The 22,552-nt window shown below is 62.6% G+C and carries 20 protein-coding genes; 9 read left to right on the plus strand and 11 right to left on the minus strand.

The window, feature by feature from the left end:
• Positions 1–590: 590 nt before the first annotated feature.
• Both ACFQ6Y_RS16935 and ACFQ6Y_RS16940 read right to left on the minus strand, forming a co-directional pair.
• Positions 591–2,603 carry a YhgE/Pip family protein gene (locus tag ACFQ6Y_RS16935; protein ID WP_378535491.1) on the minus strand — a complete coding sequence of 671 codons (2,013 nt, stop codon included), beginning with the start codon at positions 2,601–2,603 and terminating at the stop codon, positions 591–593.
• A gap of 5 nt (positions 2,604–2,608) precedes the next feature.
• Entirely contained in the window at positions 2,609–3,331 is a 723-nt protein-coding gene (locus ACFQ6Y_RS16940) for an ATP-binding cassette domain-containing protein (RefSeq protein WP_378634858.1), read from the minus strand.
• Positions 3,332–3,510: 179 nt separating this feature from the next.
• Between ACFQ6Y_RS16940 and ACFQ6Y_RS16945 the strand changes: the two genes are divergently transcribed.
• A complete protein-coding gene (locus ACFQ6Y_RS16945; RefSeq protein ID WP_378634863.1) occupies positions 3,511–4,131 on the plus strand; it encodes a hypothetical protein in 621 nt (206 codons plus the stop codon).
• Positions 4,132–4,200: 69 nt separating this feature from the next.
• On the opposite strand, the gene ACFQ6Y_RS16950 is transcribed toward ACFQ6Y_RS16945, so the two are convergent.
• The 4 genes from ACFQ6Y_RS16950 to ACFQ6Y_RS16965 all read right to left on the minus strand — a co-directional run bounded on the left by ACFQ6Y_RS16950 (position 4,201) and on the right by ACFQ6Y_RS16965 (position 10,045).
• Positions 4,201–6,036 (minus strand): acyl-CoA dehydrogenase, encoded by a 1,836-nt coding sequence (locus ACFQ6Y_RS16950; RefSeq protein ID WP_347871955.1) that lies wholly within the window; start codon positions 6,034–6,036, stop codon positions 4,201–4,203.
• Positions 6,037–6,125: 89 nt separating this feature from the next.
• Positions 6,126–6,758, minus strand: coding sequence for a class I SAM-dependent methyltransferase (locus ACFQ6Y_RS16955; protein ID WP_378634868.1), 633 nt, complete (start codon positions 6,756–6,758; stop codon positions 6,126–6,128).
• A 21-nt stretch (positions 6,759–6,779) separates the two neighbouring features.
• Entirely contained in the window at positions 6,780–9,263 is a 2,484-nt protein-coding gene (locus ACFQ6Y_RS16960; RefSeq protein WP_378634872.1) for an FtsX-like permease family protein, read from the minus strand.
• On the minus strand, positions 9,263–10,045 hold the full coding sequence (locus tag ACFQ6Y_RS16965; protein ID WP_378634876.1) for an ABC transporter ATP-binding protein: 783 nt from the start codon (positions 10,043–10,045) through the stop codon (positions 9,263–9,265). Before ACFQ6Y_RS16965 ends, ACFQ6Y_RS16960 begins: the two co-directional genes overlap by 1 nt.
• Positions 10,046–10,154: 109 nt before the next feature.
• On the opposite strand from ACFQ6Y_RS16965, the gene ACFQ6Y_RS16970 reads away from it, so the two are divergent.
• The 4 genes from ACFQ6Y_RS16970 (at position 10,155) to murJ (ending at position 14,947) form a co-directional block, all read left to right on the plus strand.
• On the plus strand, positions 10,155–11,393 hold the full coding sequence (locus ACFQ6Y_RS16970; protein WP_378634881.1) for a sensor histidine kinase: 1,239 nt from the start codon (positions 10,155–10,157) through the stop codon (positions 11,391–11,393).
• Positions 11,381–12,022, plus strand: coding sequence for a response regulator transcription factor (locus tag ACFQ6Y_RS16975; RefSeq protein ID WP_283307679.1), 642 nt, complete (start codon positions 11,381–11,383; stop codon positions 12,020–12,022). Before ACFQ6Y_RS16970 ends, ACFQ6Y_RS16975 begins: the two co-directional genes overlap by 13 nt.
• A 161-nt stretch (positions 12,023–12,183) precedes the next feature.
• Positions 12,184–13,212: a beta-ketoacyl-ACP synthase III gene (locus ACFQ6Y_RS16980; protein ID WP_003945837.1), complete on the plus strand. Its 1,029-nt coding sequence runs from the start codon at positions 12,184–12,186 to the stop codon at positions 13,210–13,212.
• Between the two features lie 118 nt (positions 13,213–13,330).
• Positions 13,331–14,947: a murein biosynthesis integral membrane protein MurJ gene (gene murJ, locus ACFQ6Y_RS16985; RefSeq protein ID WP_378634885.1), complete on the plus strand. Its 1,617-nt coding sequence runs from the start codon at positions 13,331–13,333 to the stop codon at positions 14,945–14,947.
• Here the strand turns inward: murJ and ACFQ6Y_RS16990 are convergent.
• From ACFQ6Y_RS16990 to ACFQ6Y_RS17000, 3 genes are all read right to left on the minus strand, one after another.
• On the minus strand, positions 14,933–16,087 hold the full coding sequence (locus ACFQ6Y_RS16990) for an alkaline phosphatase family protein (protein WP_378535510.1): 1,155 nt from the start codon (positions 16,085–16,087) through the stop codon (positions 14,933–14,935). The two genes, murJ and ACFQ6Y_RS16990, sit on opposite strands and share 15 nt — an antisense overlap.
• Before the next feature lie 81 nt (positions 16,088–16,168).
• Positions 16,169–16,942 carry a VOC family protein gene (locus tag ACFQ6Y_RS16995; protein ID WP_378634888.1) on the minus strand — a complete coding sequence of 258 codons (774 nt, stop codon included), beginning with the start codon at positions 16,940–16,942 and terminating at the stop codon, positions 16,169–16,171.
• Positions 16,943–17,204: 262 nt separating this feature from the next.
• Entirely contained in the window at positions 17,205–18,149 is a 945-nt protein-coding gene (locus ACFQ6Y_RS17000) for an alpha/beta fold hydrolase (protein ID WP_378634891.1), read from the minus strand.
• Between the two features lie 219 nt (positions 18,150–18,368).
• Between ACFQ6Y_RS17000 and ACFQ6Y_RS17005 the strand changes: the two genes are divergently transcribed.
• The gene (locus ACFQ6Y_RS17005; RefSeq protein WP_378535516.1) at positions 18,369–18,506 is read left to right on the plus strand and encodes a hypothetical protein; all 138 of its coding nucleotides are present in this window, start codon (positions 18,369–18,371) and stop codon (positions 18,504–18,506) included.
• Here the strand turns inward: ACFQ6Y_RS17005 and ACFQ6Y_RS17010 are convergent.
• The gene (locus tag ACFQ6Y_RS17010) at positions 18,488–19,249 is read right to left on the minus strand and encodes an SDR family NAD(P)-dependent oxidoreductase (protein ID WP_378634895.1); all 762 of its coding nucleotides are present in this window, start codon (positions 19,247–19,249) and stop codon (positions 18,488–18,490) included. The genes ACFQ6Y_RS17005 and ACFQ6Y_RS17010 overlap by 19 nt on opposite strands.
• Positions 19,250–19,454: 205 nt before the next feature.
• Here ACFQ6Y_RS17010 and ACFQ6Y_RS17015 point away from each other — a divergent pair, with 205 nt between their 5' ends.
• The gene (locus ACFQ6Y_RS17015) at positions 19,455–19,613 is read left to right on the plus strand and encodes a hypothetical protein (RefSeq protein WP_019747160.1); all 159 of its coding nucleotides are present in this window, start codon (positions 19,455–19,457) and stop codon (positions 19,611–19,613) included.
• Positions 19,614–19,726: 113 nt separating this feature from the next.
• Here ACFQ6Y_RS17015 and ACFQ6Y_RS17020 read toward each other — a convergent pair whose 3' ends face one another.
• Complete coding sequence (locus tag ACFQ6Y_RS17020; RefSeq protein ID WP_378634898.1) at positions 19,727–20,572, minus strand: hypothetical protein; 846 nt, start codon at positions 20,570–20,572, stop codon at positions 19,727–19,729.
• A 95-nt stretch (positions 20,573–20,667) separates the two neighbouring features.
• Here ACFQ6Y_RS17020 and ACFQ6Y_RS17025 point away from each other — a divergent pair, with 95 nt between their 5' ends.
• Positions 20,668–21,903, plus strand: a complete 1,236-nt coding sequence (locus ACFQ6Y_RS17025) for a cytochrome P450 (protein WP_378634902.1) — start codon at positions 20,668–20,670, stop codon at positions 21,901–21,903.
• Entirely contained in the window at positions 21,900–22,463 is a 564-nt protein-coding gene (locus ACFQ6Y_RS17030) for a TetR/AcrR family transcriptional regulator (RefSeq protein ID WP_378634905.1), read from the plus strand. Before ACFQ6Y_RS17025 ends, ACFQ6Y_RS17030 begins: the two co-directional genes overlap by 4 nt.
• Positions 22,464–22,552 lie beyond the last annotated feature (89 nt).

The raw sequence follows: 22,552 nt of genomic DNA on the forward strand, positions 1-22,552 counted from the left end.
GGGGCAGACCGTAGAACAGATGCTTCCGATGTTATTTACATATCTGATGGATATCCCGCTCCAACTGTCATTCGGTTACCCCCGGTGACCCTGTTCAATCTGAGGAGAAACTAGATGTCGCTCAACGCAATGAGCACGGACCTGGCTGAACTTGCAACCATGACGTTCTACGCCCTTAGGTTTCCGCTTCAACAATTCCTTGTCGGACTCTCGTAAAGAAGGGTGAACTCATGTCGTCTGATTTCTGGACCGGAAGTGTCAAGAACACGCTAGCGTTTTACGGGCTGACGTTGGTCGGGTTGTGGACCGCATCAATGGAAGGCGGCGGGTGGGCAAGCCTCGATCGATGAGCGCGAAATAGAATATTCGACGTGAGCTGATCGGCAGCTCCGACGATATATGAGATAGCCGAATGCAGACCCTGTCGTAAAGGTTCCTGGCAGGGTCTGCATCACGTGCGAGGCTGCTTCAAAACATGATCGTCCGCCCCACCCGGTGCTGGCGCCGCGAGAGGTTTACGAGGCCAAGGCGGCACGGTGGCGCAGGGAATGGCCTGCACTGACCGTGGAGCCTTGGCCTGAGACCTAAACCTAGACCTCGATCGGCGGATGCAACCTGTCCATGGTCCATTGCCGATTTCGGCGTGCAGCAAGTGAACTGGCGCCGAGTGAGGCGACGAGGAGGCCACCGAGGACGGCGATCGAGACCCACAGCCTCGAGTCGATACCGCCGACGGTGAGTTGTCGTAGCCCGTTCACCGCGTAGGTCATGGGGTCGAACGGGTGGATGATCTGGAACGGTTTCGCGGTTGTTTCGACGGGATAGATGCCGCCGGCCGAAACCAGTTGCAGCATCAGGAAGGCCAGGGTGATGACGCGTCCGACGGATACTCCGAAGATGGCGTTGAACGCCTGGATCAACGCCATGTAGGTGGCGGTGATGAGCATCAGGAACCCGACGGTACCGAGGGCGTGCGTGGGGTGCAGACCGACGGCGAAGTGCACGACCAGGTACATCACGATCACCTGGCAGATGCCGATGAGCAGTGCCGGCCAGTACGAGGCGAGGACCACTCGCAGCGCGCCGAGACCGTTTGCGATGGGCCGGTTCTGGAGCGGCTTGAGCAGCATCCAGGTGATGATGCCGCCCACGAACAGCGCGAGGGGCAGGAAGAACGGAGCAAATCCGGTGCCGAAGGTGCTTGCCCGGTTCTCGTAAGTTTCCTGCAGTTCGACCGGGCTGGAGAGGGTTTGAGCGGTTGCGGTTCGCTGTTGATCGGTCCAACTGGGAATCTGGCCCGCGCCCTCGGTGAGTTTGGTTGCAAGTTCGGAGGATCCGGCACGGAGTTGCTCGGTGCCGTCTGCGAGTTTGGCCGCACCGTCGGAAAGTTGGACGCTGCCGTCAGTGAGTTGAACCAGTCCGCTACTGAGGGTTTGAGCGCCGTCGTTGACTTGTTGACCGCCGTCACGAAGCTGCACCAGACCGTTGCGGAGTTCACCGCCGCCGTTGGCCGCGGCATTGAGCCCGGCTCGGAAGGTGCTCGACGGATCGTCGAGTTGGTAAGCGAGTTGTTGTGCACCGCTCTTGAGTTCGCCCAGTTGGCCCATGGTCGCTTCACCGAAACCCTGAGTGCGCAGCATGTCCTGGGCAGGCGCGAGGGCATTGGCGATCTGTTGGCTGACGGGATCCGGGTTCAGCCGAAGGCTTGCCACGGCCTGCCCGACCAGCTGTGCGACGTCTGCCTGTGTGTTCCCGAGGACGCTCAGTTGGTCGACGACCTGGGTGACGCCACCACTGAGTTGGCTTGCGCCGTCGCCCAGTTGGACGGCTCCGAGATCGAGTTGCCCCAAACCGTCGGTCAGTGCGAGGACACCGTCCGTGGCGGTATTGATGCCGGTCGAGAGTTGCGCCGTGCCGCCGGCAAGAGTGGCTGCACCGTCGCGTGCGGTAACCATGTTGTCTGCCAAAGTTTTCGAGCCCGACGCCAATTCGCCGGCTCCGGCGTTGGCTGTGTTCACTCCGGCCGAGAGCTGGAGCGCTCCGTCGGCGGCCTGCTTCAAACCTGCACCCGCGTCGGTCAATCCGACCAGAACCGTCTCGACCGACTGCGCGCCGATCTTGTCGCTGACTTGGCTGAGGACCTGTTGGGCGGCATTTTGACCGATGATGGTGCCGAGATAGTTGTTGACGTCGTTGAAGGTGAACTGCAACTGCGCTTTGTGGGGGTCCTTGGAGGTCGGGGATGCAACGGCCTCGCTGAAATTCTCGGGCAGAGTGAGAGAGAAGTAGTAGGTGCCGTCCGAAACTCCCTGCGCGGCTTCCTGCTGTGAGACCAGATGGAGATCGAGCTCACCGGAATCGAGCAGCGCTTGGCTGACCTCGTCGCCCGCGTTGAGTTCCTGCCCTTGGACCATCGCGCCACGGTCGGTGTTGACCAGAGCTACGGGGACCTTGTTCACCTCACCGAACGGATTCCAGAAGGCCCACAAGTACATCGCGCCGTACAGGAGCGGCATCAAGATGATGGTGACGAGTGCAATCCTGGGCATCGCGCCGCGGGAGAACCGCTTGAGTTCGGTTCCGAGAGACATTCCAGCGAGCATCGCGATTACCTCGCCCCTTCTTGGTCGGGATTGGTGACTTCTTGGAGCAAGGTGACGGCATCGATGGGTGATCCGTCAGGCAGCGGGTTGACGGTCGACGCGATGATGGTCTGGTAGCTCCCCATCTCGACCAGTCGCTCGACGAGATATGCGCGCTCGGAGTCACGCCGCACCTGTTCGAGATCGTCGACGACCAGCACGGCCGGCTTCTTCGTGTTCGCGACGGCGATGCGTAGCAGGGTCGCCTCGAGTTCGCCGAGGTCGCTGACATATCGGCCGAGTGCAGGCAACGGATGGTCACCGAAGACAGGGGCACACACGGCTTCGAGTTCTCGGTCCCCGGCACGTCCGATGAGCTTGTACCAGGGTGCGTCCCACCGGATCTGCTCCGTGATCAGATCGCGAACGGTGACGGACTCGGCAAGCTCGTCGATGTCCTCGAACCCGGCGACCCCGGCGATCTCGAAGATCTCACGGGGACGGGTTCGGCCGAAGACGGAGAGCGATCCGGAACTGGCTTTCATTCGCCCGCTGAGTGTCAGAAGTAAGGACGTACGTCCTGAACCGGCCGAGCCTTCGAGGATGGTCACACCGCCCGCACGAATTTCGAGGTTGACGGGTCCGAACACCGGCCCCCATGGGCCGTCGAGCGCCAACTCCGTGGCAGTCAATGCCAGGTCGGGGGCGTAATCGGGTTGTGCGTGCTCTGGTGCGACCACGATGATCACCTGTCTGTTGATCTACTCGGCCTTCGAAGGAACCGAGTGCTGGTTCAGTGGACGTTCGTGCTCACCCAATCACATCGGTAGGGGGCGAGCGGTCTCACGAACGGGATGTGTCGGACACGTCTGACAACTTGGAGACCGAACGGTATGTATTCTGTTGGAAACGGACAGGGGGAGTCGAGGTGCCGGTTCGTAGACGCGGTATGTGCGTGTTGCTTGTCATGGCCGCCCTGTCGGTTGTCTCCTGTGCCGGTGAGCGCGAGTCGCTCCCGTTCGTGTCCAGCGAAGAGCGTTTCGCGTTCACCGGACGCAATCCGGCTGCTGGTCCTCCGACTGTTCCGACCTTGCCTGCCGAGGATGCACCATACGGAGCGATCAAGCTGTCGGGTGCTTGGACGGGCGCTGCCAAAGTCTCGGTGCCCGGATCTGTCACGTGTCTCGAAACAGGTTCCGGAGATGCCACTCCAACTGGCTACCGTCAATGGACGTACGAGGTGCATACGAGTTCGTTCTACGAATACGACGGAGGCGGCGAATATCCGGGACGCGATTTTCACTTGTACGTCATGGTGAACGAGAGTCCGGAGCAAGGGCGATCCGGAGCGATAGTGAAGTTCTCCGATCAAAGCGGAGAGTTCGTGTCCTTCGGTATCAGTGACGACTCGCCCTTCGAGATGACCGGTTCCTCGGACCGAACGCGTCTGGCAATCGCAATGACCGGAACGGCGGCGAGAGCCGGCGAACAGCCGACGACGTCGGTCCTGTCCGCTCAGATCAGTTGCCCCACCATCGAGCGCAGATGACCGCTGACAACAAAGATGCCGGCCCCGAAACATTCTCGGGACCGGCACTTTTCATGAATCAGGAGCGAATCAGAATGCTGCTTCGTCGATCTCCATGATGTCGTTCTCGGTGTTCGCGACGATCTCGCGCGAAGCGGTGAGCTCCGGCAAGACGTTCTTGGCGAAGAAGGACGCGATGGCGACCTTGCCCTCGTAGAAGCTCTTGTCCTTGTCGGAAGCGCCGTTGTCGAGTGCTGCGAGAGCGATCTCGGACTGACGGAGCAGCTGCCAGCCGATGAGCAGGTCGCCCACGGACATCAGGAAGCGGACTGAGCCGAGGCCGACCTTGTACAGCTCGGTGGGCTGCTCCTGAGCTCCCATGAGGAAGCCGGTGAGCGTGGCAGCCATGGCCTGGACGTCTTCGAGTGCGGTGGCGAGCAGTGCGCGCTCCGCCTTCAGACGGCCGTTGCCGGCTTCGCTGTCGATGAAGGTCTTGATCTGTCCGGCAACGTGAGCGAGCGCGACGCCGCGGTCACGGGCGATCTTGCGGAAGAAGAAGTCCTGAGCCTGGATGGCCGTGGTGCCTTCGTACAGCGAGTCGATCTTGGAGTCGCGGATGTACTGCTCGATCGGGTAGTCCTGCAGGAAGCCGGAGCCGCCGAGGGTCTGCAAGCTGTCCGTCAGGTACTGGTACGCACGCTCGGAGCCGACGCCCTTGACGATCGGGAGCAGCAGGTCGTTGACGCGGAACGCGGTGTCCTTGTCTGCGCCCGAGACGAGCTTGGCGACAACCTCGTCCTGGTGTGCTGCGGTGTAGAGGTACACAGCGCGCAGGCCTTCGGCGTATGCCTTCTGCATTGCCAGGCTACGACGCACGTCGGGGTGGTGCGTGATGGTCACGCGGGGCGCGGCCTTGTTGGTCATCTGGGTCAGGTCTGCGCCCTGCACACGCTGCTTGGCGTAGTCGAGAGCGTTGAGGTAACCGGTGGAGAGGGTGGCGATTGCCTTGGTGCCGACCATCATTCGAGCGTGCTCGATGACGTCGAACATCTGGGCGATGCCGTTGTGGACCTCGCCGACCAGCCAGCCCTGTGCGGGGATGCCGTGGCCGCCGAAGGTGACCTCACACGTGGCGGAGACCTTCAGGCCCATCTTGTGCTCGACGTTGGTGACGAAGGCGCCGTTGCGCTCGCCGAACTCTTCGGTCTCGAAGTTGAAGTGCGTCTTCGGGACGAAGAACAGGCTCAGGCCCTTGGTGCCGGGTCCGGCGCCTTCGGGGCGAGCGAGAACGAGGTGGAAGATGTTCTCGAACAGGTCGTCCGAGTCGGCCGAGGTGATGAAGCGCTTGACGCCCTCGATGTGCCAGGAGCCGTCGTCCTGCTTGATTGCCTTGGTGCGTCCGGCACCGACGTCGGAGCCGGCGTCGGGCTCGGTGAGGACCATCGTGGCGCCCCATCCGCGTTCGACGATGGTGGCGGCCCACTTCTTCTGCTCTTCGGTGCCGTTGTTGAACAGCACGTCCGCGAAGGCGGGTCCGGCCTGGTACATGTGCGCTGCGGGCTGTGCGCCCAGGATCAGCTCACCGATGGCCCACACGACGGAACGGGGAACCGGCACGCCGCCGACCTCTTCGCTCAGTCCCATGCGGTACCACTCGGCGTCCCAGAGAGCCTTGAAAGACTTCTTGAAGGATTCCGGCAGTGCAACGGTGTGCGTCTCGGGATCGAAGACAGGGGGGTTGCGGTCCGCGTCGGCGAAAGATTCGCCCAGCGGTCCCTCGGCCAGGCGTGCGACCTCTGCCAGCATGTTGCGGACAGTGTCGGCATCCAGGTCGCCCCAAGCGCCTTCGCTCAGTGGCTTCTCCAGTCCGAGAACCTCGAAGAGGTTGAACTCCAGGTCCCGAACGTTGCTCTTGTAATGGCCCATGTCTTCTGCTTCTCCCAGTGAGGTGGTGCGGTCCAGCACTCCTAGTACCGCCCGAAGTTTATTACTCGTCGGTAACTTAATACATGTTACTAGCCGTTCTTTGCATTGCCAACACCGGATTTGCGTCCGACGACAAGCGCGTCGACCGCGAGTCCCGTTTCGGTGTGCCTGTGGGGATTTCCGGCGATCTCGAACTCGAGCTTTCCGCGGAATTCCTGCATCAATTCTTCTGGTGTGTAAAGGATTTCGGGATCTTGCGGCCCGCCGACGCCGTAGTCGATGTTGCTTCGGTCGTGACCCAAAATCATGAGGATTCCGTCAGGTTTCAGAGAATTTATGGCACGGTTCACAACCAGGGTGCGTTGTGGTGCGGGCAGATGAAGGTAAAGAAGCAGGGCCAAGTCGTATTCCTGCCCGTTCCTCGAGGCGTAATCCGCGACGGTGACGTCGCCGCATCGGTAGTCGAGCCGGTCGAGAACCGATCGGGACGAGCGGGCCGCGATCGTGCGGGCTTTCTCGATCGCGATGGCCGAGTAGTCGATGCCGGTGACCTCCCAACCGCGGGTCGCGAGCCACAACGCGTTACGGCCCTCGCCACACGCCAGGTCCAGTGCCTGGCCGTGGGGGAGGGCCGTCGCGTATTCCACCAGCAGTTCGTTGGGAGGAGCGCCCCAGACGAGCTCGGTTTCTTCGTACTTCTTGTCCCAGGCCGCCGCATCCATAGATGACGACGGTAGTGCCACTCAGTGGTTACGCACTCCGTCCATCGGGTTCTTGCGTAGAGCGGCGCTCGTCGGGATCGCGATGGAGACAAATCCCAGAACAGCGGTCACCGCGACGATGGAACCGTAGATCGCCGGTGAAATCGCCGGGATCGGCTGCCCGGACACCGCTACGGCAATGCCCATCAGCGGCGGCAGGGCGATCAGTGATCCGACCACGACGGCGATTCCCACCACCATCAACGACTCGATGCGCATCATTGCTCGGACCTGCCTCGTCCGCGAACCCACCAGTTGAAGGAGCGCGAACTCGCGGGAACGCTCGGCAGTGGCGGCGACCAGGGTGTTCACGACGGCGACTGCGAGATAGCCGAGCAGGACCAGGACGGCGAGGATGCTGACCCACGACTGCATGCGACGCTGATCTTCGCCTGCGGCCCCGAACTGGTCCTGGTTCATCGCGGCGATCGAGGGGAAAGATTGCAACGACTGCTGTACTTCAGCCGACCGTCCGGGTTCGGCAGCAATCAGAACGGTGTCGATCAGAGCGTCGGTGGAGTGCTGACGCAAAGTCTCGATCGGCATGGTCACGTCCCCGAATCCGAGGCCGCGCCCATATTTTGCGACGACCATCGGATGCACCAGTGTTCCGTCACCCAGATAGAGGTCGACGCGCTGGCCTACCTTGGCTCCGAGTGTGAAGGCGCCGTCTTCGCTCACAGCAACGGTATCGCCGGTCAGAGCGCTGAGGTCGCCCTCGGTCACCGCGAGATCGAGGGTCGCGTCGGCGCTGGCGGCGTCGATGCCCTGGGCCGCGATCGCGCTGTCGGCTGAGCCGCCTTCCTCACCGCTGGGTACCGGCAGGACTTGACTGCGGACCACCGGGTTTGCCGCACTCACTCCGGGCACCGATGCGATCGAGTCGAGGAGCGAGGGATCGATACCGGCTGGTGCGCCGACGATCAGGTCTGCGGTGACGCCCTTGATCGACTGGTTGGTCGCCTCGGCGGCGACGGTGCTCTGGCTGAAGAACTGCACCGAGCCCAATGCGATTGCGAGAGCCAACGGAACAACCGCCGACGAGAGCCGTCTCGAATTGGATTCGGCGTTGGCGGCAGCGAGAACTTTGGACGCCGACCCACTGCGGCGCAGCGGACCGCCGATCACCTTGATGATGCCGCGCACCAACAAGGGGCCGAGCAGCGCGACCGAGAAGATCAACAACAGTGCGCTCGAACCGGCTCCAGCGGCCGCCACGCTGCCGGGCAGGAAAGCAGGGAGGACGCAGGCGCTGAGGCCGGCGGCGCCGAAGATCAGCCCGGTGATGATGCGTCCTCGGCCCAGTTTCGCCGGGCCGCTTTCGGATTCGCGGAGTGCTTCGACAGGGTCGAGCTTTGCCGGCCGACGGGCAGCAATCGCAGCGGCAGCGCGGGCAGTGAGTACGCAGATCAGGAATGCCGCGATCGACGGAAGGGGGCTGTAGGCCAACGCGAAATCTGTGGGCATGACCCCGGCGTCGGCGAACTGTGCGCCCAGAACTCGGGCGAGCAGGTATCCGGGCACCGCGCCGAGGGCCGCAGCAGCTGCAGCAACGAGCAGCACTTCACGCCCGATCATGACGTGGATTTGCCGAGTGGTGGCTCCGATTGCACGCAGCAGAGCGAACTCTCGGCGCCTGGCGTTGATCGAGAGCGACAGCGTGCTCGAAACGACGAACATGCTGACCATCAACGCAAGGCCCGCAAACGTGGCGCAGAGCACGATCAACTGTGTCCGCGCAGCACCGGCGTCGAGGAATTCGATGCCTCCGCGTGCGGTGCCGGTCGAGATCTCGGCGCCGGTCCCGGTGAGTGCCTCGCGAGCGAGAGCGGCGGCATTCACGCCTTCGGGGGCGATCAATCCGACTGCGGTGACCGAGTTCTGGTGCGGCCACAACCGGTCGGCCTCATTGTCGTCGAGGAAGACCAGTGCCGGACGGTCGGGCGAAGGCACCGAAGACGAATCTGCTGCGCCGACAACGGTGTACTCGTCCACTATGCCGCCGTGAGCCAGCGTGATTCGCTCGCCGAGCGCGGCGCCGGTGGTCGAGATCACCTCGTCGCGGCTCTGCGGAGCGCGACCCTCGGCGAGCGAATACGGCGCCAATTGTGCTGTGTTCCAAGGATGTGCGTCGAGTACGACGCCCTCGGCGGTGCTGACGGGGACTGAGATGTCGGGGACCACCGTGACATCGAGTGTCTTGAGCTTGCGGACCGCGTCACCGTCGAGGAGAACTCTCTCGGCAAAAGGCTGATCGGCATCTTCCTTGACCTCGAGTGCCTGCGGTGCGCTGACCACGGCGTCGGCGCCGGCGTAGAGATGTGGTGAGACTCCGCCTCGCACTCCGGATTCCAGCAGCACACCCAGACCGCAGGTGAGGAGAGCCGCGCAGAATACGGAGACGAACACGGCGACGAAACCGGAGCGATGCGCTTTCAGATGGGCAAACGTGTGCGCTTTCATCATCACCAGTCCCCGAGGTGTGTCATGCGCTCGGCGATCTGCTGGGGTGTCGGGCGGTCGATGTGCCCGACCAGTTTCCCGTCGGCGAGGAACAGCACACGATCGGCGTACGACGCGGCCACCGGATCGTGCGTGACCATGACGATGGTCTGGTCGAACTCGGCGGCCGTTCGGCGCAGCAATTCCAGAACCTGCTTGGCGCTGCGGGAGTCGAGGGCGCCGGTCGGTTCGTCGGCGAAGAGTGCGTCGGGGTGGGTGACGAGGGCGCGCGCGATGGCGACGCGTTGCTGCTGACCGCCGGACAGTTCTGAGGGTTTGCGCTTTCGGTGTGATCCGAGCCCGACGGATTCGAGGACGAAGGTCAGGTACTGCTTGTCGGCTCGTCGTCCGGCGAGGAGTAGGGGGAGTGTGACGTTCTGCTCGACGTCGAGAGCGCCGAGCAGGTTGTACGCCTGGAAGACGAAACCGATGTGGTCGCGTCGGAAGATGCTGCGGGCCTTCGGCTTCAGCTGTGAGATCTCGGTGTCGCCCAGCCACACCGATCCGCTGCTCGGTCGGTCGAGCCCTGCGGCGCAGTGCAGGAAAGTGCTCTTGCCCGAGCCGGACGGGCCCATCACGGCGGTGAAGGTGCTGCGCGGCAGAGTGAGGCTGACGTTGTCGAGGGCGGTCACGGCGCCGCGGCCGTTGCCGTAGACCTTGCTGACGCCTTCGAGTCGCACGGCAGATGTTCGAGCTCCCGTGGCATCAGGGGCCGGCGGGGCGAGGACCGAGTGTCGATTCTTCATGGGAAGAACGCTATGGAGATTCGGCATTCGTCGACATCCAGCAGAGTCCCGAATCAATGGTGTAGCCAGCTGTAGTGGATCGTGCGGTGCGGTGCGGCATGCTGGGGCAGTGAAGAAGAGAACCAGGGCTGCGGTATACGTGCTCGTCGAGGGTGCGGCAGCTGTGGTCTCCCTGTTCTTGCTGATGGTCGGCCTCATTCTCTTGTCGCTCTCGATTCTGATCGTCGGCTGGTTGCTGTTGCCGTCGTACGTGCGAGTGCTCCGGTGGTGGGCGGGGCTGGCTCGCAAACGCACCACTGCGTACACCGGGCGCCCTGTTCTGCAGCGATACCCACCGATGCCCAGCAATCCGACATTCGGGGACTGGCGCCGGTTCCTTACCGATCAGTCGACGAGGCGCGACGCGGCCTGGTTGTCGATTCATGGTCTGGGTGCTTTCGTCGCGGCAATGCTGACCATTGCTCTGCCACTCGGTGCACTCAATGCGATTGCCGTCCCGCTGTACTGGCAGCAGATGCCCGCGGGCGAACCCGTCAACAACCCGTACCCCGTGACGTCGTGGTTGGGCGCTGCGGGGATGCCGTTGATCGGCATCCTGTACTTCCTGATCGCGTGGTGGTTGATCCCCGCGATGGCGAAGTGGATCAGTTGGTCGACCACGACTTTGCTTGCGCCGGATACGCGTTCGGACCTATCGAAGCGCGTCACCGCCCTGACGGCCAGCCGCGCTGCAGCGCTCGACGCGCATTCGGCCGAACTCAAGCGCATCGAGCGGGATCTGCACGACGGTGCGCAGAACCGTCTGGTCGCGGTGGTGATGATGTTGGGGATGGCGGAGCGGTCGTTGCAGATCAACCCGGACCAGGCTCTGCCGCAACTGCATCGGGCGCAAGATGCCGCGACCGAGGCGTTGAGTGAACTGCGCACGTTGGTGCACGACATCTATCCGCCGATCCTCGACGAGCTCGGCCTCGAGGGCGCGATCTCCGCGCTCGCGGGGCGCTCCAGTGTGCCCTGTGTGCTCGAGATCGACGATCTCCGCCGTGCCCCGGCTGCCGTCGAGGCTGCCGCGTATTTTGTCGTCGCCGAGGCTTTGACCAACGTCGCAAAACACAGCGGAGCGCGCAGTGTCACCGTCACGGCACGGACGGAAGCGTCGACGGACTCGTTGGGTGAGACGATGCTCATCGACGTGATCGACGACGGTCACGGCGGTGCGAACGAACGGCCGGGCGGCGGCGTGGCGGGCATCCGGCGCCGGGTCGAGGCTTTCGAAGGAACCGCCGCACTGGAGAGCCCGGAGGGTGGACCGACAACGATGAGGGTGGAACTACCGTGCGGATTCTGATTGCCGAGGACGACGCTCTCCTGCGCGAAGGGCTTGCACTGCTGCTACGCGGAGAGGGATTTGAGGTGTCTGCCGTCTCCGACGCCACACAGTTCCTTGCGGTGTTCGAGGAGACCGCCCCCGACGCCGCGGTGCTCGACGTCCGGATGCCTCCTACTTTCACCAACGAGGGACTTCGAGCGGCGATCGAGGTGCGCAAGCTTCGTCCGGGCTTTCCCGTCCTGGTCCTTTCTGCGTACGTCGAGGATCGTTACGCCGGTGAATTGTTGGCAGGCGGCGCCGGTGGCGTCGGCTATCTGCTCAAGGAACGGGTCGGGAAGGTAGCCGAGTTCGTCGACGCGTTGAACCGGGTCGTCGACGGCGGAACCGTGATGGATCCCGAGGTCGTATCCCAACTGATGAGTCGTCGACGCGCCGACGATCCGATCAGATCACTGACCCCACGCGAGTCCGAAGTTCTCGGGCTGATGGCAGAGGGGCTGGGAAATCAGGAAATCGCCAGGAAATTGGTCGTCAGCGACACCGCTGTGAGCAAGCACATAGGAAATATCTTCGCGAAACTCGGCCTGTCGGCTTCGGAAAGCGGGCATCGTCGTGTTTTGGCAGTTCTAGCTCATTTGCGCGCCTGATCGAGGATCTGGACTACATACCTGACCGAAGCGTAACGTGAGCGAGCCTCATGTTGTTGCCGTGATCGAACGGTGACCTGAGAGGCAGGGGCTTATGTCCTGTACGTAACGTGTGATGTCGAATGCGCGTCATCACCAGAAACCAACGAGGAGATCGATCAATGGGTAAGCCGATTGCCAGTGTGGCCGGAGGTCGGCAGTCCGTCCTTCTCGGGCTCGGCGTTCACCGCCCGGAGCGAGTCGTGACCAACGACGAGATCTGCGAGCTGATCGATTCCACCGACGAGTGGATCCAGACGCGATCGGGCATCAAGTCGCGCCGGTTCTCCGGCGAAGGCGAAGGCATCCTCGCCATGTCGATCAGCGCGGCCCGTAAGGCACTGGACGTCAGCGGCATTGCACCCGAGCAGATCGGCGCCGTGATCATCGCGACGTCGACGTGGGACTTGCAGACTCCTCAGGCCGCATCCATCGTTGCCCATGAGCTGGGTATCAAGGGTCCGGCTGCGTTCGACGTCGCAGCAGGTTGCGCCGGTTTCTGTACCGCCCTTGCGGTGGCCAGTGACCTCGTTCGCGGTGGCACCGTAGATCACGTTCTCGTCGTCGGCGTCGAGTTGATGAGCGAGGCCACCGAGCCCACCGATCGCAGCGTTCGCTTCATCTTCGGTGACGGCGCAGGCGCAGTTGTCGTCGGCCCGAGCGACACCGTCGGAATCGGCCCGGTCGAGTGGGGTTCGGACGGCAGCCAGTCCGACGCCATCGTTCAGGAGCCCAGCTGGCTCGACTACACCAAGAACCCGACCGGACCTCGGCCGTGGATCAAGATGGCCGGCACCGCGGTGTTCCGCTGGGCTGCCTTCGAGATGGGCAAGGTCGCCACTCGCACCCTGGAGAAGTCGGGGCTGGGTATCGAGGACATCGACGCTTTTGTCCCGCACCAGGCAAACCAGCGCATCAACGAGGTCATCGCTCGCAGCATGAAGCTGCCCGAGGGATTCCCGGTCTCCAACGACATCGCCGAGACAGGCAACACGTCCGCGGCGTCGATCCCGCTCGCCATGGAGCAGATGCTGCGCGACGGACAGTGCAAGCCGGGCGACAAGGCCTTGCTTCTCGCCTTCGGTGCCGGCCTGTCCTTCGCCGGTCAGGTTGTCGTCATGCCGCCGTTGGCTGGGGCAGAATCCGCCTGATCTTCACTCGTACGTACTGAGCGCCTCGAACTTCGGTTCGGGGCGCTCAGTCGTTTCCAGGAGGGCAGTCGTTTCCGAGGCCGGCTCGTCGGAACCTGTGATGTGGCACCCTGGCGAGATGGTCGAGAGTGTGAGGGAGTCCGAACGTACGGGTGAGACGGGCGGCAGCTTGGCGAAGATGGGCGGGCAAGTGGCGCTCGCCAGCACGGTCAGCCGGATCACCGGTTTCGTCCGCACCCTTGCCCTTGCCGCAGTCCTGGGCATTGCCCTCGTCAGCGATGCGTACAACGCGGCCAACAGCTTCCCCAACATGGTCTATCAGCTCCTACTCGGCGGAATTCTCGCCAGTGTCCTGCTTCCGTATCTGACGCGGCAACGACTCCGTGGGCGGGCGCTCGAACGAGCGCAGACGCAACGCGTCCTCACTGTGGGAGCGCTTGCTCTTGCTCTCGTGACAGTAGTGGCGGTGGTGTGCGCGCCGCCGCTGGTCTCGGCCGTGATCGATGATCCGGCTCAACGCGAGCTCACGACGCTCTTCGCGTATCTACTTCTGCCGGAGATCTTCTTCTACGGCATCACGGCGATGATGACGGCTGTGCTCAGTGTTCGATCGGTGTTCGGCGCGCCGGCCTGGGCACCGGTGATCAACAACGTCGTCCTTCTGGTGACGGTCGCAGTCTTCTTGTGCATCCCGGGTCCGGTGGCTTTGACTCCAGAGTCGATGACAATGGCGCAGGTTCTGGTGATCGGTGTCGGTACTCTGCTCGGGATCGTGGCGCAAACCGCTGTCGTTGCTCTAGCGCTGCACCGCAACGGGTTTCGGTGGCGCCTTCGCGTGCGGGTCGTACCGCACACCTGGCGACCGGTGCGCGTCGGGGTGCCGTTGCTCGGGTGGGTTCTGGTGTACGTTGTTGCCGGTCAGGTCGGGGTGTGGGTGACGATGAAGGTGACGCTCTCACGTCACGTCTACTCGATGTACACACATGCGGATCTGCTGTTTCAAGTGGCATACGGAATTCTCGGAGTGTCTCTGTTGACGGTACTGATGCCGCGAATCGCCAGGTCAGTTGCCGCGGGGGATGACGTAGGCGTCGTATCCGATCTCGGCCGCGGAGCCCGGTATTCAGTGGTGGCTCTGATTCCGGTCACCGTGGCACTCATGGTGTTCGGCCCCTCGTTGACCACTCTGATCTTCTTCGGCCGGGTGGACGGCAGCAGTGCCCGTTTGATCGGGACGGCCCTTGCAGTCAGTGCATTCGGCCTGGTGCCCTTTGCGATGGTCATGCTTCAGCTACGAGTGTTCTACGCCGACAACGATACTCGAACTCCCGCCGTGATTGCCGTTGTGATGGTGATTGCCAAGACGACACTCGTTCTTCTTGCATCACTGTCGGCGAGTGACGAAACGCTGATCCTGGCTGTCTGCGCCGCCGGCTCGTTCTCCTACGTGTTCGGAGCGGTGCTCGGCCATGTCCTGCTTCGAAAACGATATGGGCTGTTGGGATTCCGTCACGTGCGGGCCACTGTCGGCAGGATTTCGACGGCGACAGTGCTGGCAGGCGGTTGTGCGCTCGCTCTGGTTGTGGTGGTTCAGAATCGCATCCCCGAGCCCAGACTCGCTGCTGCTGTTTCCTTGTCGGCGGGTGCAGCCGTTGGTGTCATTGTCCTGTTGGGCGCGTGCAAGGTGGTCGGTGTTCCCGAGATTCGCCGGGCCCGAGCCCTACTGTTGTCCTGAGGACAGGAGCGGTACCAGCAGTTCGTCCGGGGTGAGGGCACCGTGCTGTCCACGGAGGCCGGACAGTCCTGACTCGACAGATCGGCGTACGACGGCTACGTCTCCGGAGGCAATGGCGATCACATCGCCGATCCGCCCGTGATACTCGGAATGCACTGCGGGCCCGAACAATCCTGCGACTATGCCTTCAGATCTCGTCCCGATCCACATGCGATCACCCAGCTCGGCGCGCCAGCGGTCCGCAACATCTTGTGCAGCGCCTTCTGTGGTGTGGATGTGACGACAACGCGGTTCACCGGCAAGGGCGAGTACGTTTTTGGACAGAATCGGAGTGTTGTCGAAGTCGATCTTGTTCTCGTCCAACACGTCGACCATTCCGTGGTCAGCCGTCACCAGCAATCTCACGTCCGGACCGAGAGCGGTGGCGAGTTGTTCGACCAGTCGATCGACAAGCATCAGTTGGAAGATCCACGGCTCGGACTCGGGGCCGTAGACGTGGCCGAGTGCATCGATCTCGCTGATGTAGCAGTACGTGAACGTACGGTCGGCAGATTTCGACGCCGCCACGGTGCGAGCGAGGAGGTCTCCGTATGCCTGGATTCCGGCAAACTGGGCACCGCGCATCCCGGCACGGGTGAGGCCGCTGCCGTCGAACTTCGACGGAACGACGGTAGTGACGGTGATGCCGGCGGCCGCTGCGCGATCGAAGGTCGTTGCCTGCGGCTGCAAGGTCTCCGGGACGATGGAGTCGGTCTGCGAATCCTTCTTGCCCGCGCTGTGCCAGCCCAGCCAGTTGAACACCGAATCGGCTTCTTCGACGTAGGACTGGTAGCCGGTGATGCCGTGCGCTCCCGAAGGCAGACCGGTCCCCAGCGAGACGATGCTGGTGGCCGTCGTCGTGGGGAATCCAGCCCGGATGGGCGTTCCGGCGAGTGAATTCAGGAATGGTGCATGTTCGACGTTGCGGGCGAGCAAATTCGCGCCCATCCCGTCTACCAGCAGAATGACGGTCTTCTTGCTGGGTTGCAGATCGAGACGGTTCGCTTCGCCACTCACTCCGAGGGAAGCGAGTACCGACGGCGCAAGCGTCGACAGTGTCGGCTGCGAGTACACATCGAGGAGAGGGGCGGGGGCGGGCATCACATGAGATTAGGCGTTGGACGCAGAAAACTGCATACCTTCTGGGCGAGTGTTCAAATCTGCGCTTCTCGAAACCGGCCTTCACTCCGTGATCGTCGAGATCTGGAACTTGGCACCGAGAGGATCGGCAACCGATGCGAGGCGGCCGAAGGGCGTGTCCTCGGGATCGCGCAGTACGCTGCCGCCGAATTCGACGACCTTGGCGACTGCCGCATCCGTGTCGTCCGCCCCGAAGTACACCTGCCAGAACGACGGCACCTCCGCCGGGAGGAACGAACTGGCATCCATCAAACCGGCGACGACGGTGTCGCCCTGCTTGGCCTGTGAGTAACGGAACTCGTCGCTGTCGCCGATGGACTCGTAGGTCCAGCCGAACACGTCGGTGTAGAACGGCAGGACCGCGGCGTAGTTCTTGGACAATGTCTCGTGCCAGACCGGCGCTCCGGCCTCGCCGACCAGACCGAAGCCGTGGTGCTGATCTGCCTGCCAGATGCCGACGACGGCACCGGCCGGATCGCCCACGATCGCCATGCTGCCCTGAGGACCGACTTGCATCGACGGCATCATGATCGTGCCGCCCGCGGCTTCCGCCTTGGACGCCGACGCCGCCGCATCCGCCGAGGAGATGTAGGTGGTCCAGACGTCGCCGTACGGGTTTCCCTCCTGCTGGGGGCCGAGCCCGGCGATGGGCTGCCCGTCTTTGCTGAAGATCGCGTAGCCCCCGTACTGCGGGTCGTCGTTTGTGTCAGCCTGCCAGCCGAACACGTTGGTGTAGAAGGATTTGGCAACCGCCGTGTCGGAGCTGGTCAGGTCGATCCAACAGGGAGTTCCGTCGAGCGCTGTACGTGCGGGCATCTGAAAATTCTCCTTTACCGAAACGGATACACAAGCAAGGGACACAGAGCGGGCTGGCCGATGAAGGCGCGATTCTCACGCTACGCGCGCACCCCGACACATTCCCAGGGATCGAGGGCTTTGGAGTATTTGGCCGCTTCATGTTCACCGGTGGACCGGACCCGCCAGTATCATCTGCGCCGAATCGTTCTGACTACGCCGAAATTATTGGGGCACTTGCCCAATCGGTAAAGACTTTTTACTGGCGTAGTGCCGGTGCGGGTCAGCTCCTGATCAGCCCCGTGCGATCGAGCCACGCGAGCGCATGACGGGTGAACTCGTCCGGAATCTCCAACTGTGGGGTGTGGCCGGTGTCGCCGAGAATGATGGTGGTCCAGTGTGGATGTGCAGCAGCGGCCGCCCGTGCGGCCTCGACCGGGACAAGACGATCGCGGTCGCCGTGGATCAGGAGCGTCGGAGTCGTGATCTCTCGCAGGGTCTTTCGATACGAAGCCGGGCGGGCGAGGGTCATCAGCAGTGATCGTGCTGCCTGCAGGAACTCGGCATCCTGAGTGGGTTCGTTGCGGCGAATAGCCGTCAAGGCGGCGCCCGCGTCGAGAACCGCGGGGTCTGCTCGCGTCGGATCGGCGAAACACAATCTGGTCATCTGTACGGCCAACTGCCGGTCGGACATCTTCCGGCGTCCGAAGCCGAGAACCTGCTCGCCGACGTACGGCATCGAGTAGAGCGCGAATTGAGCGGCGACGGTCAGGTCGGGAAGTTGGACGGGAAGGGGGAGTGCCGGATCCACCAGGACCAGGCCGGCCACTGATTCGGGACTGGCATGGGTCGACATTGCCGAGACCATTCCGCCCATCGAATTGCCGAACAGGACGGCGGGCTCACGCACCACTGCGTCGAGAAAGCGATTCAGGAGCGCCGCGTTGGCATCGACGCCGGTGTGCCGCCCATCAGCAGAGGTGAGTCCGAATCCGGCGAGATCCAATGCATACACGCGCGTGCGTGCGGCCAACGCCGGTGCCACCCGTACCCAGTTGAGATGTGAGCCGCCCAGTCCGTGAACGAGGACGATGGGCGGCGCTCCGCTGGGACCGCCGAAGTCGATCCAGTGAACATCACCGCCAAGATCGGTGATGTTGCTTGTCCCGCCCCACGGGTGCGTGAGGGTGCTTCCGTCGGCAAGTTGGGCCGAAACAGCGGATTCCATACCTGCCAGGATGCACCGAGGTGTCGTCGTAGTCACGCACTCGTCCCAGTTCGAGATGCGAAATTGTGTGCTCGATCACGGATTGTCCAGAAGCTCACGAAACGGTCAAAACGGAATTTGACTGGTGCCAAGCACTTTTCGTGGTTGTCATCGATTTTTCGCGGCCGCGGTTCGCGTCCGGCCGAGGGAGGTTCGGGCATACTGAAAACCATGTGGTGGATGGTCGGGCTCATTGTGCTGGCCGCGTTGGTTTTGGCATCCGTTCTGGTCGGTTTCGTTTTCCGCCGCCCGATCGCCGAAGACAAGTCGGCGGTGCTTGCCTTCGACGACGCCGCATCTCAGCCCCAGCGCGACTGACCGCCGTCGAGCGGAATTGTTGCTCCCGTCAGATAAGCGGCATCCGGCCCGACCAGGAAAGCCACCGCTGTACCGATGTCCGTCTCGCAGTCGCCGATCCTCCGCAGTGGAATCCCGGCAACAAAAGCGGCAGCCTCTTCCGGACGCGCATCGGCCCAACGCTGTAACCCGGGTGACGAGGCGTGTGGGGCCACCGCGTTGACACGGATCCCGTCGACGCCCCATTCGCACGCTGCTGCGCGGCTGAGGGCTCGGACGGATTCCTTCACGGCCGCGTATCCGCCGTAGCCGGCAGCGTCCCAGCGGACGGCCACGGAACTGACCATGTTGATGATCGCCCCGCCGCCGCGCTCCTTCATGAACGGGTAGCAGGCTTGCATTGTTCGCAGCGTCGCGACTGGACCGGAAGTCAGTCCGTCGGCAAGGCGCTCCGGAGTGAGGTCGAGGATGTTGCCGAGCGGGTTGAGGCTGGCGTTGTTGATCAGAATGTCGACGCCGCCGAACAGTTCCACTGTTCGCGACACAGCGGCAGTGATGGAGTCAGCGTCGGCGATATCCACGAGCACCGGTTCGGCGCGGCCGCCACGTTCGGTGATCTCGTTACATGTGACGACGAGTTTCGACTCAGTGCGGCCCGCGACCGCGACAGAAGCGCCCTCCTTGGCGAGTGCCAACGCAACTCCCTGGCCGACTCCTTGCCCTGCGCCAGTGATCAGGGCCACTTTTCCATCCAACTTGCCCACTGCTGTTCTCCTGCTCGTCATTCAACGGTTCCCGAAGCGTTGTCCGAATCGCGCATTGTTACTCGTGGGTTCCCGCTGGATGAGATGTGAGTTACGTCCCACTCGGCGGCACCGCTTCAAATTTCGGCTGTCTTACGTATATTGTGAGCGCCGTTACATACCGGGCGCGCGGACCGCGTACACATTCCATGATGAGGAGCTAGACATGGCATTCACCACTGGCAGCAGCAAGACGGACCTGGCACAGCTCGGCGACTTCCAGAAGATCATTGCAGGCCTGGGCGGCGTCCTCGTCGGCATCGGCGCAGTTGCTGGTCTTCTCGGCGCAATCGGTGGCGCAGGAAGCTCGCAGCCGAAGGCTTGATTGCTTCGCTGAACCGGATTTACGGCCTCCGGCCCGCGTCCTGAAGGCATTGCCTTCGTGGACGCGGGCCGGAGGTTTATCTTCATGTGAATGTCTGCGTCTTGCAGGCACATTCATTTTTGTGATACCTCGATTGTCGCTGGTATGTCCACACCTTCTTCGTAGACCTGGGGTCCGAAGTTCGGCAACGGAGTGAAATCGAGTGTCGCTTCCGAACCGCGGTAGTGGCGGAAGTAGTAAAGCGATCTGTCCGGCCGGACCACTGTGTCGGGTTCGGTTGTCTTCCAGGCCCAGTGGACGTCTGCTCGCAGAATCTCCGACAGTCTGAGTATGTTCTTGCAGCCGTGGCTTTGTAGCCCAAGGCATTTGAGCGTACCGACTTCTCGCAGTTGCCCGTCGCGCGTCCACCTGGATTCGTAGACCAGCGCATCGAGAACAACGCGGTGCGAACCCCCTCGAGTAACACCGCCGAGTAGTGTCCCCCAGTCCAATCCTGGTGCGTGTTGGAGGTATTCGTCCGCGTCGATGAATGCTGCCCAGGCGACCGTGTCGCGGTATCGGGTCACGTAATCGACGTAGGCCTCCACCTGTCCGTGCACGATCCGACCGTCCGCGTCGCGCGGTTGCCAGTCGATGATTGTCACCGGGAGGTCGTGCAGTTCCTTGCGGAATGCGACCTGAACCTCGCTGTCCGACATCGATCGCGTGAAGGCGCCGTACGAGTTGCCGCGCTTGTCCTCGCTGCGTCCGTGCCAGCGGTTGAGACTGAATGCGCTTGTCTTGCGAGTGGACCCGACGGAACCGGTGTTGTCGTAGAGAACAACCTCCCAGCCTTGCTCGATGTGGTGCAGGCACCAGTCTCTGATGAAGGGGAGATGTTCGCGGGGGAGCAGGACCGCAACCACTGCGCGACGTCCGGTGTCAGAGCTGTTCGGATGATTCTTCGGATCCGTGATCACCCGACACACGATAGTGCTCTGCGTGGAAGCGATTTACTCGATATTGAGGATGGAGATTGTTTGACACATTCGACTATTTGTCTCATAGTCGAGTCATGACAATCTCTGTGTCACATTCGCCACGGTTTGTTCCTTCCACTGGGGAGTCCTGGCGTTCGCCGTGGGCAATGTACGACGCGTTACGCGAGAACGATCCTGTTCACAACGTTGTGCCGGAAGCTGCGCCGCAGGACGACTACTGGGTGCTCACCCGTCACGAAGACGTCTACAACGCCGCTCGCGACTACGAGACGTACTCGTCGGCAAAGGGATTGACCACTGTCTACGGTGAACTCGAGCAGATCGGGATGCAGGACAATCCGCCGTTCGTGATGCAGGACCCGCCCGCGCAGTCGGAGTTCCGGCGCATGGTGTCGAAGGGGTTCACCCCGCGTCAGGTGTCGGCGGTCGAGCCGATGGTCCGCGAATTTGTCGTCGAACGTATCGAGGCGTTGAAAGCGCGTGGCAGCGGCGATATCGTCGTCGAGTTGTTCAAGCCGTTGCCGTCGATGGTCGTCGCACATTATCTGGGTGTGCCGGAATCGGACCGTGATCAGTTCGACGGCTGGACCGAGGCCATTGTTGCTGCCAATTCGGCAGGTGGTGTGGCCGCAGCGGCGACGACGGCGCAGGCCGCCACCGGTGAGTTGATGATGTACTTCGCTTCGCTGATCGAACGCCGCAAGGTCGAACCGGGTGACGACACTATTTCGCACCTACTCGCCGCTGGGCTCGGTGAAGAAGGCGACATGTCCGGCTTACTGTCGATTCTGGGCTTTGCCTTCACCATGGTGGCCGGTGGAAACGACACTACAACAGGAATGTTGGGCGGATCGGTGGCGATGCTGACCGAACGCCTCGACCAGCGTCAGATCCTGTTGGACGATCCTGCATTGATCACTGACGCAGTCGATGAACTACTTCGGCTCACCTCGCCGGTCCAAGGTCTGGCACGCACCACGACGCGAGATGTGGCCTTGGGTGGCAAAGTGATTCCGTCAGGACGTAAGGTTTTGCTGATGTATGGTGCGGCAAATCGTGACCCCGAAAAGTACGGACCCGACGCGGCGGAGTTGGACGTCTTGCGCCGGCCACAGAAGATACTCACCTTCAGTCATGGCGCCCACCATTGTCTGGGTGCGTCGGCCGCTCGAATGCAGGCACGAGTTGCGTTGGAAGAGTTGCTCTCCCGGATTCCAGACTTCCACGTCGACATCGACGCGATGCAGTACGCACCAGGCAATTACGTCCGCCGTCCGCTCACCGCCCCGATGTCGGTTAGCCGGCCGTGAGCAATGACTGGCTCGGTGAGGGCCGCGCTTTGGCGGCGGCCGAGAAGATCCTCGACAGCGCGGCACAATTGTTCGTCGAAAAGGGCGTCGCAACGGTCGGTATGGCGGAAATAGCCTCTGCTGCAGGATGTTCTCGGGCCACCTTGTATCGGTACTTCGAGAATCGACAGGCTCTACACATCGCGTTCGTTCACCGCGAAGCGCGCAGGCTCGGAACGGCGATCGCGGAATCGGTAGCGGCCATCGATGATCCGAGCGAGCGTCTCGAAACGGCGATGCTCGCTGCAGTGTCCGCGGTACGCAGCACTCCGACTTTGGCTGCATGGTTCACCCCGGGTGATGCGAGTCTTGCCGGTGAGCTTGCCAATTCGTCCGATGTCATCAACGGGTTGGGGGTCGCGACGCTCGGTGACACCGGTGCCGAGGCAGCCACGCGAGCACGCTGGATCGTGCGAGTGATCCTTTCGCTGCTCATGGTGCCGGGGGCGGACGAGAATGACGAGCGGGCGTTGGTGCGTGAGTTCGTCGCTGCACTGTTGAGTGCAGGAAGGACCGCCTGATCATCCCTTCCGGGTGATGCGCGTGGGTGCTGTCGGGATCGAGGATGAACCGGTATCCAGGCACAGGCCACCGCGAGTTCCCGAGGAGC

This window comes from Rhodococcus sp. NPDC056516 (genome assembly GCF_042794655.1).
Lineage (GTDB): Bacteria > Actinomycetota > Actinomycetes > Mycobacteriales > Mycobacteriaceae > Rhodococcus_F.

Excerpts from the sequence above, each read along its gene's own strand:
- ACFQ6Y_RS16935 (WP_378535491.1), bottom strand. The coding sequence starts at position 2,603 with ATGCTCGCTGGAATGTCTCTCGGAACCGAACTCAAGCGGTTCTCCCGC.
- ACFQ6Y_RS16950 (WP_347871955.1), bottom strand. The coding sequence starts at position 6,036 with ATGGGCCATTACAAGAGCAACGTTCGGGACCTGGAGTTCAACCTCTTC.
- ACFQ6Y_RS16955 (WP_378634868.1), bottom strand. The coding sequence starts at position 6,758 with ATGGATGCGGCGGCCTGGGACAAGAAGTACGAAGAAACCGAGCTCGTC.
- ACFQ6Y_RS16960 (WP_378634872.1), bottom strand. The coding sequence starts at position 9,263 with ATGATGAAAGCGCACACGTTTGCCCATCTGAAAGCGCATCGCTCCGGT.
- ACFQ6Y_RS16965 (WP_378634876.1), bottom strand. The coding sequence starts at position 10,045 with ATGAAGAATCGACACTCGGTCCTCGCCCCGCCGGCCCCTGATGCCACG.
- ACFQ6Y_RS16980 (WP_003945837.1), top strand. The coding sequence starts at position 12,184 with ATGGGTAAGCCGATTGCCAGTGTGGCCGGAGGTCGGCAGTCCGTCCTT.
- murJ (WP_378634885.1), top strand. The coding sequence starts at position 13,331 with ATGGTCGAGAGTGTGAGGGAGTCCGAACGTACGGGTGAGACGGGCGGC.
- ACFQ6Y_RS16990 (WP_378535510.1), bottom strand. The coding sequence starts at position 16,087 with ATGCCCGCCCCCGCCCCTCTCCTCGATGTGTACTCGCAGCCGACACTG.
- ACFQ6Y_RS16995 (WP_378634888.1), bottom strand. The coding sequence starts at position 16,942 with ATGCCCGCACGTACAGCGCTCGACGGAACTCCCTGTTGGATCGACCTG.
- ACFQ6Y_RS17000 (WP_378634891.1), bottom strand. The coding sequence starts at position 18,149 with ATGGAATCCGCTGTTTCGGCCCAACTTGCCGACGGAAGCACCCTCACG.
- ACFQ6Y_RS17005 (WP_378535516.1), top strand. The coding sequence starts at position 18,369 with ATGGTCGGGCTCATTGTGCTGGCCGCGTTGGTTTTGGCATCCGTTCTG.
- ACFQ6Y_RS17015 (WP_019747160.1), top strand. The coding sequence starts at position 19,455 with ATGGCATTCACCACTGGCAGCAGCAAGACGGACCTGGCACAGCTCGGC.
- ACFQ6Y_RS17025 (WP_378634902.1), top strand. The coding sequence starts at position 20,668 with ATGACAATCTCTGTGTCACATTCGCCACGGTTTGTTCCTTCCACTGGG.